This window comes from Psychrobacter immobilis (genome assembly GCF_904846235.1).
In the GTDB taxonomy this organism is placed as follows: domain Bacteria; phylum Pseudomonadota; class Gammaproteobacteria; order Pseudomonadales; family Moraxellaceae; genus Psychrobacter; species Psychrobacter immobilis_C.
Map to the genome: position 1 here is coordinate 14,079 of NZ_CAJGZN010000024.1, position 15,159 is coordinate 29,237.

Here is a 15,159-nt window from a genome sequence, read left to right on the forward strand (position 1 = left end):
ATGGTGATGTTTAATAAATGCTCATCATCTAATAGTAAATCTAATATTAGAATTTATTAAATGCCAAATCTTACTTTGTGCTTATTCAACGGCTATTTCTACTTCGTCTACCGATAGATTAGTAGCACTGTCAGGTAAAATATTAACCGTTGTAGAAGTAGCATTATTTGTAATACTAGCAACGGATGGACGCGCCTTATCAAACAATACTTGCTCAAACGCAGGCAATGCTGTCTCCATTAAGCTACCAATCACCATTTGCGGCTCTGATGGCTCGAAGCCCATGGCGCTCTCACGCTCATTGACCCGTATACTGGCATCTTTAAAAGCCGACTCGAAACTGGTATTTCCTCGTAGACTTTCAGCAAAAAACGCTTGTCCAAAATAGGTCATCTCAGCTGTGTTGGTGCAGCCAAACGATGCTTTGTCAGCGGCTGATGCAGTAATCACTACCGTGGTTGGCGATGCCAACTCGTCAATAAACGAACCTGAGTAGCAGGCAGACACCACAATCACACGCCAGCGAATACCCGATGCGTCTAGCGCGTCACGCAACCATGTAGCATCTAAATTATCCATCGCAAGCGGTGGATTTGCCAATTGAACGATATCTTGGTTACCATGTGAAGACAACGTCAGAAACAACACGTCTTCATCAGCATTCATCTGCTGACCGATTTTCTTTAGACCGCGCAAAATGCTGGTCTTAGTAGCGATTGGTTCATCTAGCCAACTATAAGTATTATTAATCAGCGATAGTGAATGCCCGCTGGTACCAAAGCGTACATCAAACAACTCGCGCACCTTGTTAATCTCAGAGCGAAAGACGTTTTGATCAGAAAATCCTGCCACTCCCATGAAGTACCAGTCGGTTTTGCCATCGATACTTGGGTCTATACTATCCAATGCTTGCTGTAATAGACGTGGCTGCTGATACAGTGCCGCCTCTTCTAATACAGGCTCTACAGGTATTTGCTTAAAGATTGGCTGGTCAGCGACATTACGCTGCCAGATGGTCAGCAACGCTACCGCGCCAACCAATACAATGATTCGCTCCCACCATGGTATACGCAGACGACGGGAGAAAATCCACAATAGAGCTAGCGTTTGCCATAAGAATAATACTAAAAAAAGTACTGGTAAGAACGAATAACTCCAATTTGGCAACCAACCATAGCTACCAAAAAACTGCACCAAGCTCTGTAATAAGGCTGACAATGTATCGGCGACCAACCACAGCACTACTGGTACAAATACCAATGCTTGATTGCTCGCTCGCCGAGCCAAAATGATACCACCAAGCAAAATAATCATCGGCCAGATCAAATAACTGACCAATCCTTGCTCATTAAATATGCTGCCACTTTCAGCAGCTAACCATGAAAATAAGACATTACTACCAAGCGCCAATAGTGCAAATACGGCAAACTGTACAAAAGTGGGTTTAACCCAAGAAAAAGCCCGTGTTGAGCCCACTAGCATCCACAAAGTTGCAATAATATTGGCAGCGAAATTGAGCGAAAAACGCTGAAGCGAGACGGTTTTTAACGACGTAAGTGACAAAGACTTAGACCTCTAGCCAGTCGAGAAAAATAAAATGACTCAATGATAATTATCTTAATGTAACAGCCACGCGGTGCAATCAATTGACGATTTTTTGTACAGCATGCAGACATCGATTTATATTGAATTCACGATGGAGTGATTATAGAAGATGACCAGCACTGCTTAATATTTTAGCTCGCTAATCTATCGCGATTGTAACGGATTGTCGGTTAAGAGGATAAGGCTGATTTGTAAAATTCACTTAAATTTGGCCAAAAATTCAAATAAAAAAGGAGGCCTCTTATATAAAGCCTCCCTTTTTTACTCATTACTAAACATTATCTCATCAATAGCTCATTGACGCGTTTTAGGTAAGCGGCTGGATCGTCTAGCTGACCGCCATCTGCCAATAATGCTTGATCAAAAATGACTTGCGCCAGATCATCAAACTGCTCACTGCTCTCAAGCTTCTTGATGAGTGGATGATCAGGGTTTACTTCTAGCGTTGGCTTACTTGCTGGTACGTCCTGACCCATTTGCTGTAGCATCTGAATCATTTGTGGTGATAGCTCACCTTCACCAACGACCAAACAAGCTGGACTATCGACTAAACGAGTAGACACTTTGACGTCTTTAGCACGCTCACCCAATGCAGCCTTTAATTTATCAACAACAGGCTTAAGTGTTTCTTGAGCTTTCTCTGCTTCCGCTTTTTCTGCTTCATCTTGCAAGTCGCCTAAATCTACTGCGCCTTTGGCGATGTTTTGCAGCGGTGTCTCATCGAATGAGGTCAAGAAGTTCATTGCCCATTCATCAACACGGCTGGTCATCAAAATAACTTCGATGCCTTTTTTCTTGAATAGCTCAAGTTGCGGGCTGTTTTTCGCAGCGGCTAGATTATCAGCTGTGAGGTAGTAGATGGCTTTTTGACCATCTTTCATACGACCTTTATAGTCTTCAAAGCTTGTCACCAGACCGTCTTGCGTGCTGGTGGCATAACGCAATAGCTTAGCAATACGTTCTTGATTGCCTGCGTCTTCGCCTAGACCTTCTTTGATGACATCACCAAACTCTGCATAGAACTGGGCAAATTTCTCTTGCTTGTCACTGTCTTCGCTATTAGCAAGGCTTGCGAGTAAGGTCAAGATACGGCGAGCGTTACCATCACGAATAGATTTTACATCACGTGACTCTTGTAGTAGCTCACGGCTCACGTTCAATGGCAAGTCTGCTGAATCGATCACACCTTTCACGAAACGCAAATACATCGGTAGCAATTGCTCAGCTTCGTCCATGATAAAGACGCGCTTTACATACAGCTTTAGACCATGCTGCTGCTCACGAGTGTATAGATCAACTGGCGCTTTTTTAGGAATATATAGTAGTTGCGTATACTGTACGCGACCCTCTACACGGTTATGTGTCCAAGTAAGCGGCGCATCCATGTCATAAGAGATATTCTTGTAAAAATCGACATACTCATCATCTTCAATTTCAGAGCTTGAGCGAGTCCATAGTGCACTGGCTTTATTGATTGTTTCCCACTCATCAGTGAGTACCATCTGGCCACCAGCAGGTGTGTCGTCGTTTTCGTCTTCTTTTACATCTTCTTGCCAGATCTCTTTACGCATTTGAATCGGCAAACTGATATGGTCAGAGTACTTATTAACCAAGCGCTTAATTTTACTGCGATCTAAGTAGTTATCTTCACCCTCGCTATATTCTTCTTTTAGATGCAAAGTAATCGCCGTACCGCGCGTGTCTTTGGTAATAGGTTCAACAGTAAAACTACCAGTACCATCTGATACCCAGCGCACGCCTTTATCCGCAGGCTCGCCCGCTTTACGTGATTCGACACTGATGGTATCAGCCACAATAAAACCTGAGTAAAAACCAACACCGAACTGACCAATCAATTGACCGTCTTGCTTTTGTGATTCAGACAATTTATCCAAAAATGCTTTGGTGCCTGATTTAGCAATCGTACCTAAGTTTTCGATGGCATCGGCTTCGTTCATACCAATACCATTGTCGGTAAAGGTAATAGTTTTGGCAGCTTCATCGACGGCGATGCGGATTTTTAATTCGCCATCATCTTCATAAAGGCTATCGTCATTTGTGCCTTCAAAGCGCAACTTATCACAAGCATCCGACGCATTAGATACCAATTCGCGGACAAAAATATCAGCGTTAGAATATAGTGAATGCGTTACCAAATGCAGTAACTGCGCCACTTCCGCTTCAAACGTATGTTTTTTTAATTCTGGATTCAGACCTTCAGCTTGAGTTGCTTCACTCATAAAAACTCCTTTAAATTCTATGAAAGACCTATTATCAGATAACGATATACTCACTAGAGCCGTTCTCATAATGTTGGAGAACTTGCCGTATGCAATACCGTTAAACTGTCTATACTAATAGGGGCATTGAGAAAAAATTCAAGCTCAAAAGCCCTATTCAATAAAAAACACCGCGCTTGCTTACCAAGGCGGTGTTCTGGTGTCTGGAATTTACTTGCTTCGTCATTTAATTGCTCAGTCATTTTCTGATATAGCAATCAAAGCGCAAACAACAGCAACTATTCTGAATATGCTTCTATCAATATATCCCAGAGAGTCGTCAGCTTTTTTGAAAATTGAGTATGGGTTTTCATAGTAACCTCTATGTCGATTAACATTGATTTGTTAGTAATATTATCTTTTTAGCAATATTGTCTTGTTAGCTACTATTAAAACTATTTCCCTATCATTTGTATAATTAATTGATTACAACGTATCGTTTTATTTTTCAAAACTATAGCCTGACTGACTCTTAGCCTTTTAACGTGGCATCGGACGAATAGTAAGGATTTGCTCACTACGACCAAAAGGGCCGTATATATCATGCAATACCGCGCTTGTCAGTCCGATACCATCATCGCCATATTGTTGTACAGCCTCGATACCGAGCCAGCGACCTTTTGGTGAGCGATGCATATGGATTTGCAAATCCGTATTGGGAAACATCCATTCTAACTTAGACAAACCAAGACCCAATCTTGGTACAACACCGTTGGCAGTATCGACCATACCTAACAGATGCACCAAGTCATCAGTCGCCTCGCCTTCTACCATGTCTAGATCATTGGTAATCCATACCATACCGCGACCAGCACGACGGTCTTCTGTCGCTACTAGACGTACGCTTTCAATAAAACCGCCCGGCCAGCCTTTCATACCTTCCCAAACTGGCAACTCTTCAGGTTTGTATTCTGCTGGTTGATCTTCAAGTCCAGCAATCTCGCTGGTATCTTGGGTAATCAGTCGCCACGCTCTTGCAATGATAGCATCGCGACCACGGCTACTCATGATTGCTTCGACCAGCTCAATAGTCTTACCCGGTCGGATACAGCGAGTAGTGATAGTAAAATCGTCAAGCGGTATTAGCCCCAAGATATCGAGGCTCACACGTGCGATACGGGTATTAGGTTGTGGCGCGAAGCTGTTGATCTCGGCTGTTAATAGGCCTGTTGCTGGCGCCATGTGCTGCTCATGCTCATTCCAAGCACCTTGAGCATGCTTGGTTGGCTGATAATGCGCCACACTGACACCGTCTTCTTGTAACTCTCTTTTAACAAATTTGTAATAAGCAGTCATAGCTATCCTATATTTGGCACTTTCATCTGTATTTTTTATTTATGCTTGTACTTTCTACTTATGGATAAGCTCTTGTTTTCTAAGCGTGAGAATACGGCGAGCCTTTTGTATGAAAAATAATAAACAGATCATAACTACTGCGAGCATCGCGTAGAAAAAGCTTTTTTCTGCCATAAACTTCATGATATTCATAAACAATACAAAAACCACTGCTGCCATCACTAGCATATTGAGCTTTAGTTGCTTGTTGACTTCAGCGAGCGTGGCCTCTGCCAATACAAATCTGGCTTTTGGTTCTTTCATGCGACCTTATCCATATCAATGATGGTTCATACAAATATAAATACAAACACGAATATTAGTTACTTACCGACCTGAGTAACAGGTATCCGCAACGCTTTCGGCAGACTAAACATTACATTTTCTTCAATACCAGATAGCTCACTAGGCAGATCGCCACCCCAGTCTTGCAGCTGTTGCAATACTTCTTGGATTAATACTTCGGGCGCGGATGCACCAGCGGTCACGCCTATACTCTGCACTCCATCTAACCAACGCTTGTCCATCTCACTAGCATTATCGATTAAATACGCACGGCAATTCATACGCTCAGCCAGCTCACGTAAGCGATTAGAGTTTGATGAGTTTGGCGAACCAACTACCAAGACCACTTCACAGCGACTGGCCAAATCTTTTACCGCATCTTGACGGTTTTGAGTGGCATAACAAATGTCGTCTTTGCGAGGGCCTTGTATACTAGGGAATTTTTCTCGCAGCGCATCGATGACGCGCGCAGTATCATCCATCGACAAAGTTGTCTGAGTCACAAATGCCAAGCGTTCGACATCTTGTACAGTTAATGCAGCCACATCACCTTCATCTTCGACCAGATGAATCTGTCCGCCATGGTGACGATTGAAACGCCCCATCGTGCCTTCGACTTCTGGATGTCCTGCATGTCCTATCAACACGGCATCCATCCCATCTTGGGCAAACTTGGCCACTTCGATATGTACTTTAGTCACTAACGGGCATGTTGCATCAAACACAATAATATCACGGCGACCAGCCTCATCTTCAACTGCTTTAGACACGCCGTGAGCAGAAAAGATAACAACAGATCCATCTGGTACTTCGTGAAGCTCTTCAACGAACACCGCACCACGATTGGCCAAGTCTGATACCACAAACTTATTATGCACAACTTCATGACGGACATAAATGGGCGGCTCGAAACGTGTCAATGCTTCATTAACAATCGCAATTGCACGGTCCACACCAGCACAAAATCCACGGGGATTGGCAAGATAAATTTGCATAAAAAGACCTATCATTAGATAATTTATAGTTAAAACGTATTTTGAATGTTTTCATTCAAAAGTTAGGGCGAAATCAATGCTCTACTTTAGCATAATTTGCTTTTATTGCTCTCTAAAATAGCTGTCTATTCATAGCAATATTTTATAGGCAAATCTCAAGATACTCACGACATATTGCAAAACCAGCTTTAACTTGTATAAAAGCAGTTTATAATAATGCATCTATTATAATTTCTATCGCCATACATGATGGCGTTTTTTATTTTTTCCAGTCTTTGTTTTTGACTGAGGCACTGCTTAACTTTTTATCAACACGCATTTATTACGATACATTTTACGAGTTACTCAGATACTTTCTATTAGGATAAATTGTATGACAGGTTCATTATTCATTGTTACCGCCGCTTCAGGTACTGGCAAGACCTCATTGGTCAAGCAGTTGCTTGCTACCACCAATGACTTGACCGTCAGCGTCTCTCATACCACTCGCTCACCGCGCCCGGGCGAGATTGATGGTCAGCACTATCATTTCACGGATACCGATAGTTTTACCAATGGTATCAATGCGGGTCTATTTCTAGAGCATGCTGAAGTATTTGGTAACTATTATGGCACGTCAGAGGAAAGTGTCCGTACTCAGCTAGCGGCGGGTATTGACGTTATTTTGGAGATTGACTGGCAAGGCGCGACGCAAATCAGAAATATCTTCCCCGATGCCATTATGGTTTTTATTCTACCACCTAGCATTGCGACATTACGTCAACGTCTCTCAACCCGCGCGCAGGATTCTGTAGAAGTAATAGAGCGCCGTCTAGCTGGCGCGGTCACCGAAATGGCACAATATGTGAATGCTGACTATGTAGTGATCAATGATAATTTTGATGTAGCCTTAGCTGAGCTAAAAGCCATTATCGTGGCCGACAGGCAGACACTTGGTCGTCAGCAGCAGCGCTATCATCGTACGATTAGCAACTTGCTAAACGCTCAGGTAGAAGAGTAAACTAAGCACAAGCAGCTAATCTCGTAAGTAGATATAAAAAGCAACTACGCGACTTGGCAAAAAATGCTATAATATTTAGCTATCCCCCTTTATATTTTTGATATTATTTTTATTGAGTGGCGGGCAAGGTCCGTTACTAATAAAAACAACCGAGGTAGCTATTTATGGCACGAGTGACGATTGAAGATTGTTTGGATAATGTTGATAATCGCTTTGAGCTAATTTTGGTCGCAAGCAAACGCGCCCGTCAATTGGCCAAAGGTATTGCCGAACCGTTGGTTGACGTTGATAACGACAAGCCTACAGTATTGGCACTACGTGAAATTGCCGCTGGCAAAATCACACGCGATATCCTAAATCAGCCAGAGCATAATTTTGCTACTAGCTCATTAGATTTAGCATTGTCAGGCGACCACAGCTTCTAGTAGGCTGTTTTGATAAGATATATTTTATAAAGCCAATCGTGTTTTTATAAAATAAATACACATCTTGATCAACTATAGAGACCACAGCATAGGCTGTGGTTTTTTGGTTGTAATAATAATGCATTGGCTATTTTGGTCACCATTTATCTCCAAAATAGACCACTGAGTGAAATTTTTTCATCGCCCACACGCTTATCAGTTGACATTGAAAGCGATTTGCGATTAATTAGAGAATGGCGTACTCATCCTTAAGTTTTGTATGGTAGGTCATTATTTAGCCTCCATTTACTTCGGTAAGTGGCCCAACAAGTAGGTCATGGAAAATAGGATCATTATTTTATGAGTCAAACCCTACCCAAACTCAGTCATCACCTCGTCGATGATGCTCAATATAATTTACTACGTTCGGTAGGTTACCTCACTGCTGCTGAGCGCCGTGATATTGTTGATGCTTGTGAGTTCGGAGATATTGCGCACATTAAAGACAAGCGCAAATCAGGGGAACCTTATATCACGCATCCAATCGCTGTCGCTGAGATACTAGCGGGCTTTCGCTTAGATCGAGATACCATCATTGCAGCAATCCTGCATGATACGGTCGAAGACACCGAAGTTAGTGATGAGCAAATCAAGCAGCGTTATGGTGAAACTGTATCAAGATTGGTCGATGGTGTGACCAAGCTAAAGTCCTCTTCACATAACAAGCAGCAGAATAAAGCGGCCACCTTTCATAAAATTTTAACCGCCACTCTCGCTGATCCGCGTGTACTCATTATCAAGCTTGCTGACCGTCTACATAATATGTCTACGCTAGACGCGGTACGTCCTGAGAAGCAACGCACCACAGCTCAAGAAACCTTGGATTTTTATGTGCCATTTGCACGATTAATGGGTCTGAATGATATTGCTGACTATATCGAAGTATTGTGTTATCGCAATTTAGACTCTGACATGTACAACAAGCTGTCTGATAAACTGTTACAACATGGGCTTGGACGAAACTTTCAAAGAGAGTCGATTCATCGTTATTTGAGTATCGTGCTAAACAACTTGGATCTCAATGGTCTGGTCAAAGTCTTAGACAATCGCGTGGTCATATATCGTCAATTTTTCCGCAATCGCGGTGAGATTAATGCGCTACTGCGTCACTACGCGTTTGAAATCGTCCTTGATAATATCGAAGCCTGTGACAAACTGGCCTATTATCTAATCAAAAAATATCAGATTGATGATACCCATATTGCGGATAATATTCGTCGTCCGCTACCAGGCGGTAACCAGTCCCTCACCCTCATCTATGAGCGTGACAATGATGTGGTAAAAGTCACTATATTGACTAAGCAAATGCAAAGCGCTGCGAGACTTGGTGTCATCGGGGCAGAGCACGCATCTGATGTGAGTCAATCGGTCATCCAAGCATCTTTGCGTAACATGAAAGATTTGGTCGACGAAGACAATCTGAATGAAAACAGTCCTGATTTCTCAGCGGCAGTCTCTACCATTAATGAGCTGATGGATTATCTGCACTCTAGTAAAATCATTTGTTATAGCCCTCAAGGGCGTGCTTACGAGCTTCCACAGGGTGCAACGGCGCTAGATTTTGCCTACGCGGTCGGGCCTATGATTGGTAACGTTGCCGTTGGTGCAAATATCGATGGTAAAGCTGCAAAGCTCGGTACCGTGGTAAAAAATGGACAGTCCGTTGAGATAGAAGTGAACAGTCACTCAGAACCAAAAGCGGAGTGGTTGGGATTTGTAGTGACTAACAAAGCCCGTGAAGAAATTTTACGTTGGTTCAAAGATTTATCTGTCGCTGACAAACAACACCATGGTAGACAGGCATTGGATCGTGCGCTCCGAACGCATCAGAAAAGTTTTGATGACTTGACAGATGCTGATTGGAAAGACCTGACTGAATGGCGCGGTCTGACAGAAAAAGATGCGTTATTTGAACAAATAAGCTCAGGTACGCTACTTCCTCAGCTAGTCGTGACACGTTTGTTTAGCGATGAACTGAGCGATCTACAGGCAAAAGTACATAGCGATGATATGACCCAACCGCAACAGCTGATTGCAAATGCTGCTGGCGTCGAGCTTGATTTTGCCAACTGTTGTCATCCGATATATGGCGACCCTATCGTAGGGCATTTATCACGTCATGGTTTGGTCGTTCATCGTCATAAATGCTTCTCACTGGATGATATCCGCAAAGACAATCCTTATCAGGTGATCCAGTTACGTTGGCGCAATGACAATGCAGTCAAACAAGGCGACATCGGTGAGCACGATCTAAAAAATAGCGGCAAGATTCGTTTTCCTGCTTACTTAAAGCTTTCTATTGCGCTTAGTGACGAGCAAATCAGTGAAGTTATCTATCACTTACGCCAGCTCAATATGGGTGTTGAAACCGTTGATGTTCGCAATACTGATACCATCATTCATATCGTGGTACGTAGTCGCAACCACTTAGCACAGGGTATTCGTGAACTGCGCTCCCTGCTAGGTTTCCCTAACATTATACGGTTATATCAATTATAATAAGCGCATTTGCTGATTTGCATCACTGATATAGTCGTGATGCAAATAGCTAAAATAGAACTGCTATTCTAGTAGAAATGAATCACTCACATAAAATATAAAAGGGACACCCCATGACTCGTCAAACTATCCAAACTGATAAAGCACCTGCAGCAGTCGGCACCTATTCTCAAGCTGTAAAAGTCGGTAATACTGTTTATATCTCAGGTCAGCTTGGTTTTGATCCTGACACGATGGAACTAAGAGAAGGTTTTAAAGCACAGGCTGAGCAAGTATTTGAAAACATCAAAGCTATCTGTGAAGCAGCTGGTGGCAGTCTAAATGACGTGGTCAAATTCAATGTATCTTTGACTGATTTAAGTGATTTTGCTGTCTTGAACGAAGTGTTTGTCGCCAATCTAAGCGAGCCATACCCTGCCCGTGCTGCCGTTCAAGTAGCTGCTCTACCTAAAGGTGGCGTGGTAGAAATTGAGTCTATTCTTTATATCGAATAAGATGATATTTGATGCTTAATATTAGGTGCTAGTTGTTAAGCGCTCATTATTAAGTGCTAATTTTAGCAACATCCTATAAGTCATATCACCATAAGCTTAGCATCATGCTAAGCTTATTGGTCTCCGTTCTATTATTCTGATCTCATATTCACCTAATAAGACTGCGAAGCCGTTTATGTTGGTACAAGTTGCTCTGCCCGTTCCCCTTTATCGGGTGTTTGACTATAGCTTACCAGCTGATATGCTTGCGTTGCCAAACAGTGCGATACCGCAAATCGGCAGCCGTGTTGAGGTTTCGTTTGGTCGTCAGACTCTGATTGGTATTGTGATTGCTCATATTTCACAAGACGATAGCAGCGTACCTGTCAATAAAATCAAACCCATTAATAAATGTCTAGATGCTGAGCCTATTTTGAACTCGGACATGCTCAAGCTTGCCTATTGGTTAGCCCGCTATTACCACTATCCGCTTGGCGACGTGTTAGCAGTTATCCTGCCAAGCCTTGTCCGTCAAGGCAAACCATTAGACTTGCTGATTACCCATTGGCGCATTTTGCCTCATATCACTGGTGATGATTTTCGAGCCAATGCCAAGAAACAAAAGCAGCAGTTCGATATGCTAAAGCTACATGGTCAGCACGGCGCCAGTGAAGATGTATTGCTACTAGAAGGTATGCAACGAGCCTTTTTAAAGACGCTAGAAGATAAAGGGTTAGTCGAACGCTATATTCAGCAAAAACAAGCACCTGCTCCAGTCAAACTGGCAAAAATGCCACTTGATCTCAATGATGAGCAGAAACTTGCTGTCGACGCTATTATTGCTGCCCATGAATCAGATACTTATACTGGTTTTCTGCTCAATGGTATTACTGGTAGTGGTAAAACCGAAGTCTATCTGCAAGCGATGCAAGCTGTACTAGAAGCTGGTAAACAGGTTCTTATTTTAGTACCAGAGATTGGTCTCACACCGCAAACGCGGGCAAGATTTGCCAGTCGGTTCGCAGCCCATATTGTGCTATTACACTCTGGCATGACTAACACTCATCGCTTACAAGGTTGGCAAGACTGCCGTACGGGTCATGCACAAATCGTGATCGGTACACGTTCGGCTGTGCTATATCCTTTCGCAGACTTAGGCCTGATTGTCGTTGATGAGGCGCATGATGGCTCGTACAAGCAGCAAGACACATTACGTTATCATGCCGCTGATGTCGCTCTCTATCGAGGTTTGCAATACAAAATCCCAGTGATACTTGGTACTGCCACACCTTCTCTTGAGCATTTAAAACTGGTCGATGATGGCAAGCTATCAGAATACCAACTGCTTACTCGTCCGGGTAATGCCAAACCTGCAACCATGCAGCTGATCGATGCTCGCTTGCAAAATACCCATCAACAGGCTCAAGATGACGGTGCGCGCTATGATACAGGGCTGACGGATGCCATGATCGGGGCGATACGGCAAACGCTAGAAGCCGGTGATCAGGTATTGATATTTTTGAATCGTCGTGGCTATGCGCCTGTTCTATTGTGTGAGGCTTGTGGCTGGCAAGCTGATTGTCCGCGCTGTGACGCTCATCTGACCGTTCACTATAATAGCCAATCCCAGCGAAACAGTTACTCAAGCAACTCTTATTTGAAATGCCACCATTGCGATTGGCAAGCCTATATCCCTACCGTATGCCCTGATTGTAGTAGTCAAAATCTAGATGCTAAAGGTATGGGAACGACAAGGCTCAGCGAGAATCTACACGCAATCTTCGCCAATCCTCAAACCAGCAAAGAGCTCTATCCGATTATTCAAATAGACCGTGATACCACAAGACGCAAAGACAGCTGGGAAAATATTTACGAGCAAATCAATAAAGGCAACCCTGCCATATTGGTCGGTACACAGATGGTTGCCAAAGGTCATCACTTCCCCAATGTCACGTTGGTTTGCTTACCCAATGCCGATCGCAGATTTTTATCAGCAGACTTTCGCTCACCAGAGCATACCGCACAGCTCATGATTCAAGTAGCTGGCCGTGCTGGCCGAGGTGACAAAGCTGGCCGCGTATTGATTCAAACGTTGCAACCTGATAACGAGTTACTATTGAAACTGGTCAAAGACGGCTACTTGTCATTTGCACGCGAGCTACTGCAAGAACGTCAAATGATGGGCTTACCTCCTCATCGACATGCTGCATTGATACGCTGTGAAGGCAAAACATTGGCAGCTACCACTCAAGCGCTCAAGGATGCTATTGCGCATTTGCCGAATGCTCATAACCTCGCTGTTCTCGGTCCTATTGATGCGCCCATGAGTAAAAAGAACAGCCGCTACCATGCACAGCTTTTGCTATTGGCTAAAGATCGTCGTCAATTGCACCACGTGTTGGGACAGTGGTGGCAGCCAGTGCTTGCCCTACCAAGCGCTAAATACCTTAAGCTTACTTTGGACATTGATCCTGTCGGTTGGTAGTTCTCACTTAGTTCTCAACAAATAGGTGCGTATCTTTCTGCTCCTCCTCTCATCATGTTTACTTCGTCGTTACAGCTTCTCATGCTTGGCTATGTTAAATTTATAACTATCAAATGATATGCGGTAAAGGCTCTACGCCTACTCTACCTATAGCAAACATCACTTATTAGTAAACGTCATATCAGTAAATATCATCTATCGAACGCAATTATCAGCGAATTTGAGTATTATTATGAATCCAAATAATCCAAACTCTGACGAGCACAATCATAGCCAACCGCATGATAGTACGAATGTGCCTAAGTACGTTCGCGAAGATGAAGAAAATAACTACACTCAGGAAAACCAAGGCCATCACGATCATGATGAGCATCTAGAACAGACAACCACAGCACGAGATACCAAAGGCTATCAGCGTACCTTGCTGTTCAGCTTTATTATCATTACTGGTTATATGTTTATCGAAGCCATTGGCGGCTGGCTCACCGGTAGTTTGGCCTTGCTATCTGATGCAGGGCATATGCTAAGCGATGCGATAGCACTTGGTGCTACTTTGGTCGCGTTTAAAATCGGCGAAAAAGCAGCTACCCATCAGAAAACTTTCGGTTACAAGCGTTTCGAGATATTAGTCGCTACGGTAAATGGCGCGACACTTGTCATAATTGCTTTGATGATTTTCTATGAAGCGATCAAACGCTTTAACTCACCGCCAGAAATTGCGACCCAAGGCATGCTTATCGTGGCGACTATCGGTATGTTAATCAATATTCTGGTCGCTTGGCTAATGCACCGAGGTAGTCAAGGTGGCGAGTCACATAGCCATAATCATAGTCATAATCATGGTACGGATGATGCCAAGGTCGCAGAGCAGAAACCTAATAATGAAGAACCCGTTAACCTTAATATGCAAAGCGCCTATTTGCACGTATTGAGCGATTTGTTAGGGTCAGTAGCTGCGATTATCGCTGCACTACTTATGATGGGTTTTGGTTGGGTATGGGCAGATGCAGTGGCATCAGTAATCGTTGCTGTGCTTATTTTAATCAGTGGCTACCGCGTTGTACGTGATTCTGTGCATATATTGATGGAAGGAACGCCTGCCAATATATCGCTCGTCGATGTAGAGCAAAAATTACTCGAAGACTCTCAAGTACAAAAAGTACATGACCTACATGTTTGGAGTATTACTAGCGGACTTAATGCCCTCTCTTGTCACGTAGTAGTAGATGGTGAGATGAGTATCCATGAATCAAATATTCTGATTGCCAGTCTCGAGCAAAGACTGCTAGAGCTTAGTATTCACCATGCTACTATTCAGGTCGAAAGCTCGTCTCATCCGCAGAATATCTCACATAGCGATGCATTAGTCTGTGATATTTCGGGACAGCTACCTGATGACAATAATCATATTGGTCATAACCATTAACGTTAAATTATCAGCTAAGTGACTGAATAAAGAAGTCAGTAACTTGAAACACGACCTAGAAAATACAAGTATAGGCATCTGATACTGGCTCATAATAAAAGTTACGTAGAATTAGAACTAGAATCTAGATCACATTAAAGCAGTCTTGATTTACGACAATCTTTTGTTTTATTCAACTTAAAAAAATTGGTGGTGTTCTAAAAAGTATGCTGGCATCAGACGTAGCCATAATTGATATAAAAGAACACCAGATCGAATACTTTAAAGTGATTATCAAGCTTTTTTGAGAAGCAACAAGTCTTTCTAACCGCCC

The 15,159-nt window shown here is 43.1% G+C and carries 11 protein-coding genes; 6 read left to right on the forward strand and 5 right to left on the reverse strand.

The genetic code is table 11. The annotated features are described in order from the left end of the window. Window positions 1-81 precede the first annotated feature (81 nt). From JMX07_RS12480 to ispH, 5 genes are all read right to left on the reverse strand, one after another. The gene (locus JMX07_RS12480; protein WP_201608256.1) at window positions 82-1,563 is read right to left on the reverse strand and encodes a C13 family peptidase; all 1,482 of its coding nucleotides are present in this window, start codon (window positions 1,561-1,563) and stop codon (window positions 82-84) included. A 320-nt stretch (window positions 1,564-1,883) separates the two neighbouring features. Beyond that, entirely contained in the window at window positions 1,884-3,845 is a 1,962-nt protein-coding gene (gene htpG / locus JMX07_RS12485; RefSeq protein WP_201608257.1) for a molecular chaperone HtpG, read from the reverse strand. Window positions 3,846-4,364: 519 nt separating this feature from the next. Further along, complete coding sequence (locus JMX07_RS12490; RefSeq protein ID WP_201608258.1) at window positions 4,365-5,180, reverse strand: thioesterase family protein; 816 nt, start codon at window positions 5,178-5,180, stop codon at window positions 4,365-4,367. Between the two features lie 54 nt (window positions 5,181-5,234). After that, a complete protein-coding gene (locus JMX07_RS12495; RefSeq protein WP_057761390.1) occupies window positions 5,235-5,483 on the reverse strand; it encodes a hypothetical protein in 249 nt (82 codons plus the stop codon). Between the two features lie 59 nt (window positions 5,484-5,542). Further along, window positions 5,543-6,499 (reverse strand): 4-hydroxy-3-methylbut-2-enyl diphosphate reductase, encoded by a 957-nt coding sequence (ispH, locus tag JMX07_RS12500; protein ID WP_201608259.1) that lies wholly within the window; start codon window positions 6,497-6,499, stop codon window positions 5,543-5,545. A 373-nt stretch (window positions 6,500-6,872) separates the two neighbouring features. On the opposite strand from ispH, the gene gmk reads away from it, so the two are divergent. The 6 genes from gmk to JMX07_RS12530 all read left to right on the forward strand — a co-directional run bounded on the left by gmk (window position 6,873) and on the right by JMX07_RS12530 (window position 14,846). Next, window positions 6,873-7,499: a guanylate kinase gene (gene gmk / locus JMX07_RS12505; protein WP_201608260.1), complete on the forward strand. Its 627-nt coding sequence runs from the start codon at window positions 6,873-6,875 to the stop codon at window positions 7,497-7,499. A gap of 164 nt (window positions 7,500-7,663) precedes the next feature. After that, complete coding sequence (gene rpoZ / locus JMX07_RS12510; protein ID WP_057761396.1) at window positions 7,664-7,924, forward strand: DNA-directed RNA polymerase subunit omega; 261 nt, start codon at window positions 7,664-7,666, stop codon at window positions 7,922-7,924. A gap of 339 nt (window positions 7,925-8,263) precedes the next feature. Next, window positions 8,264-10,462: a RelA/SpoT family protein gene (locus JMX07_RS12515; protein ID WP_101205788.1), complete on the forward strand. Its 2,199-nt coding sequence runs from the start codon at window positions 8,264-8,266 to the stop codon at window positions 10,460-10,462. A gap of 113 nt (window positions 10,463-10,575) precedes the next feature. Beyond that, entirely contained in the window at window positions 10,576-10,956 is a 381-nt protein-coding gene (locus tag JMX07_RS12520; RefSeq protein ID WP_057761400.1) for a RidA family protein, read from the forward strand. A 175-nt stretch (window positions 10,957-11,131) separates the two neighbouring features. After that, window positions 11,132-13,420 (forward strand): primosomal protein N', encoded by a 2,289-nt coding sequence (locus tag JMX07_RS12525; RefSeq protein WP_201608261.1) that lies wholly within the window; start codon window positions 11,132-11,134, stop codon window positions 13,418-13,420. A gap of 232 nt (window positions 13,421-13,652) precedes the next feature. Next, on the forward strand, window positions 13,653-14,846 hold the full coding sequence (locus JMX07_RS12530; RefSeq protein ID WP_201608262.1) for a cation diffusion facilitator family transporter: 1,194 nt from the start codon (window positions 13,653-13,655) through the stop codon (window positions 14,844-14,846). Window positions 14,847-15,159 lie beyond the last annotated feature (313 nt).

Excerpts from the sequence above, each read along its gene's own strand:
- htpG (WP_201608257.1), bottom strand. The coding sequence starts at position 3,845 with ATGAGTGAAGCAACTCAAGCTGAAGGTCTGAATCCAGAATTAAAAAAA.
- JMX07_RS12490 (WP_201608258.1), bottom strand. The coding sequence starts at position 5,180 with ATGACTGCTTATTACAAATTTGTTAAAAGAGAGTTACAAGAAGACGGT.
- JMX07_RS12495 (WP_057761390.1), bottom strand. The coding sequence starts at position 5,483 with ATGAAAGAACCAAAAGCCAGATTTGTATTGGCAGAGGCCACGCTCGCT.
- ispH (WP_201608259.1), bottom strand. The coding sequence starts at position 6,499 with ATGCAAATTTATCTTGCCAATCCCCGTGGATTTTGTGCTGGTGTGGAC.
- gmk (WP_201608260.1), top strand. The coding sequence starts at position 6,873 with ATGACAGGTTCATTATTCATTGTTACCGCCGCTTCAGGTACTGGCAAG.
- rpoZ (WP_057761396.1), top strand. The coding sequence starts at position 7,664 with ATGGCACGAGTGACGATTGAAGATTGTTTGGATAATGTTGATAATCGC.
- JMX07_RS12515 (WP_101205788.1), top strand. The coding sequence starts at position 8,264 with ATGAGTCAAACCCTACCCAAACTCAGTCATCACCTCGTCGATGATGCT.
- JMX07_RS12520 (WP_057761400.1), top strand. The coding sequence starts at position 10,576 with ATGACTCGTCAAACTATCCAAACTGATAAAGCACCTGCAGCAGTCGGC.
- JMX07_RS12525 (WP_201608261.1), top strand. The coding sequence starts at position 11,132 with ATGTTGGTACAAGTTGCTCTGCCCGTTCCCCTTTATCGGGTGTTTGAC.
- JMX07_RS12530 (WP_201608262.1), top strand. The coding sequence starts at position 13,653 with ATGAATCCAAATAATCCAAACTCTGACGAGCACAATCATAGCCAACCG.